Source organism: Microbacterium sp. Cr-K32 (assembly GCF_000708345.1).
In the GTDB taxonomy this organism is placed as follows: domain Bacteria; phylum Actinomycetota; class Actinomycetes; order Actinomycetales; family Microbacteriaceae; genus Microbacterium; species Microbacterium maritypicum_A.
This window is the reverse complement of record NZ_JARD01000025.1, coordinates 1-1828: the sequence shown is the minus strand read 5'-3', so window position 1 is coordinate 1828 and position 1828 is coordinate 1. Positions and strand designations below refer to the sequence as shown.

Annotated in this window: 2 protein-coding genes; both read left to right on the top strand. The window is 58.5% G+C overall.

Features of this window, described 5'->3' with window-relative positions:
• Positions 1 to 560 precede the first annotated feature (560 nt).
• The gene (locus GZ64_RS0112620) at positions 561 to 1166 is read left to right on the top strand and encodes a hypothetical protein (protein ID WP_136023609.1); all 606 of its coding nucleotides are present in this window, start codon (positions 561 to 563) and stop codon (positions 1164 to 1166) included.
• A gap of 165 nt (positions 1167 to 1331) precedes the next feature.
• Positions 1332 to 1828: hypothetical protein (locus tag GZ64_RS19150; RefSeq protein WP_197020528.1), on the top strand; the 497-nt coding region annotated here is incomplete at its 3' end.

Below are 1828 nucleotides of genomic sequence, written 5' to 3'. Positions count from 1 at the left end.
CGACCCGATCGAGGGTGGTGGGGCGAACGATTACGTCTGGCCCACCGACCCCATCAACGGACACGACCTCAGCGGTGAAAGGTGGATGCCCTGTGGCATAGAAGGTGGATGCGGAGGGATTCCTAATCTCGCGACGCTGCGGGCGCGGTTGGGGCTAACCACCCCAACCAGCACAAGCTACTTCGGTGCGCGATCCTCGACGAACACTAGGGGACAACACTCAGAACGAATCAACAAAACGGCAACGCATTTCGCGACAAGATCAATAGGCAGAATCTTGGTTCTAAGATCGAGCAGACCTTTACAGTGCCGGGGCTGGGGATGCGAAGAATCGATGTGCTAACTTCGGGACGCATCGGGATCGAGACGAAGGTCGGCTACACCTCGCTGACAAGCTCCGTTAGGCTTCAGGTCCGGAAAGACGCGGCGTTGGTTGCGTCCGGCGATCTCACAAGCGTCCGCTGGTACTTCACAGCGAGTCCCACGACAGGACTTGCGGGCCCTAGCGGTCCTCTAAAGAGCTTCCTTACTCAGAACGGAATCCGGTGGCAGGTCATACCATGAACAGTTGGGCGGAGTATCCGTTGAACGAGTCAATGCCGTGGTGGTCGCTCGCTGAGCTGCCGCGTTCTGTCGCTCGCGCCGAGTTCGAGCAGTCGATGCGGCAAAAGCCCGATCGCATTGCGATACTTCACACGCTCTTGGCAAATTCTGGTATCGAATTCGACGGCAGTGATAAGTCGGTGCAGTCGCTGAATGACTGGTTTATCGAAACGATGGTGCCTGTCGCTGACAGTAATCACCTCGATCGACGCTCACAGTCCGTGTGCGAAGATGTTGCGTTGCTGTTGGGTGACTTGATGATCGATCGCCATCCAGAGCTGCGATGGGACTTCTTCGTCTGGGGAAAGAAGAACGTCTCGTACCAGTCGCATGTGATCATGGGGTTCTCACTTGAGGATCCTAAGTGGCACTCAAATCTTGGTCTTTCGCGGATCGTCTATGGGTACGGGATTCAAGTACTCGACTCTCGTCGAGGCTTACCTGTCGACGTGCGCTTGCCAGAGGATCATCCTTTGTTCGGAGTTCAAATTCCCGTCGATCCGCTCAATTATTCTGAGTTTCTCACTCTGCTGGATAAGGTAGCTCGACGGTGTCTATCTTGAGAAGCACCAACTGATTATCCTCATCACGCTGACTGCGCTCATCACGCAACTAGCCATACGAACGAGAGACCACTCAGGTCGCTGGCGCTGGGTACAGATGTGTCGCGAGTGGCGCGGCATTTGAAGGCTTGACGAACGATTCGACGGTCGCGTCGGATGACACGGGTGGAGTTGCAGCAGATCGCGTATCCGGATGGTTCGGCGCTGAGCAGTGTGGGTCGTGATGCGGCGGAGCGGGTGGTCGGTCAGGAGTGGCTGGTCGGTGGTCAGGTCGTGTCGGATGCTGTGGTGCGTTCGCAGTCGGGGCGTGTGGTGAAGCAGCAGTCGTCGATGGGGTCGGCGTCGTATTCGTCGACGTACGGGTATGACGCGGCTGGGCGGTTGGTGTCGGCGACCATTCCGGGGCATGAGTTCACGTATGGGTTCGGGTCGTCGGGTGGGTGTGGTCCGAATGCGGCGGCGGGGATGTCGGGGAACCGGACGGGTCTGACGGATGTGTGGACGGCGCCGGGTCAGGCTGCGGTGTCGACGTCGACGTCGTATTGCTATGACTGGGCGGATCGGTTGTTGTCGTCGTCGGTGACGGGGGCGATCCCGGGTGCGACGACGGTGGCGGATGGTCTGGCGGCGTCGGAGATTGTGTATGACGTGCGGGGGAACAC

Coding starts and splice junctions, on each gene's coding strand:
- GZ64_RS0112620 (WP_136023609.1), top strand. CDS start 561: ATGAACAGTTGGGCGGAGTATCCGTTGAACGAGTCAATGCCGTGGTGG.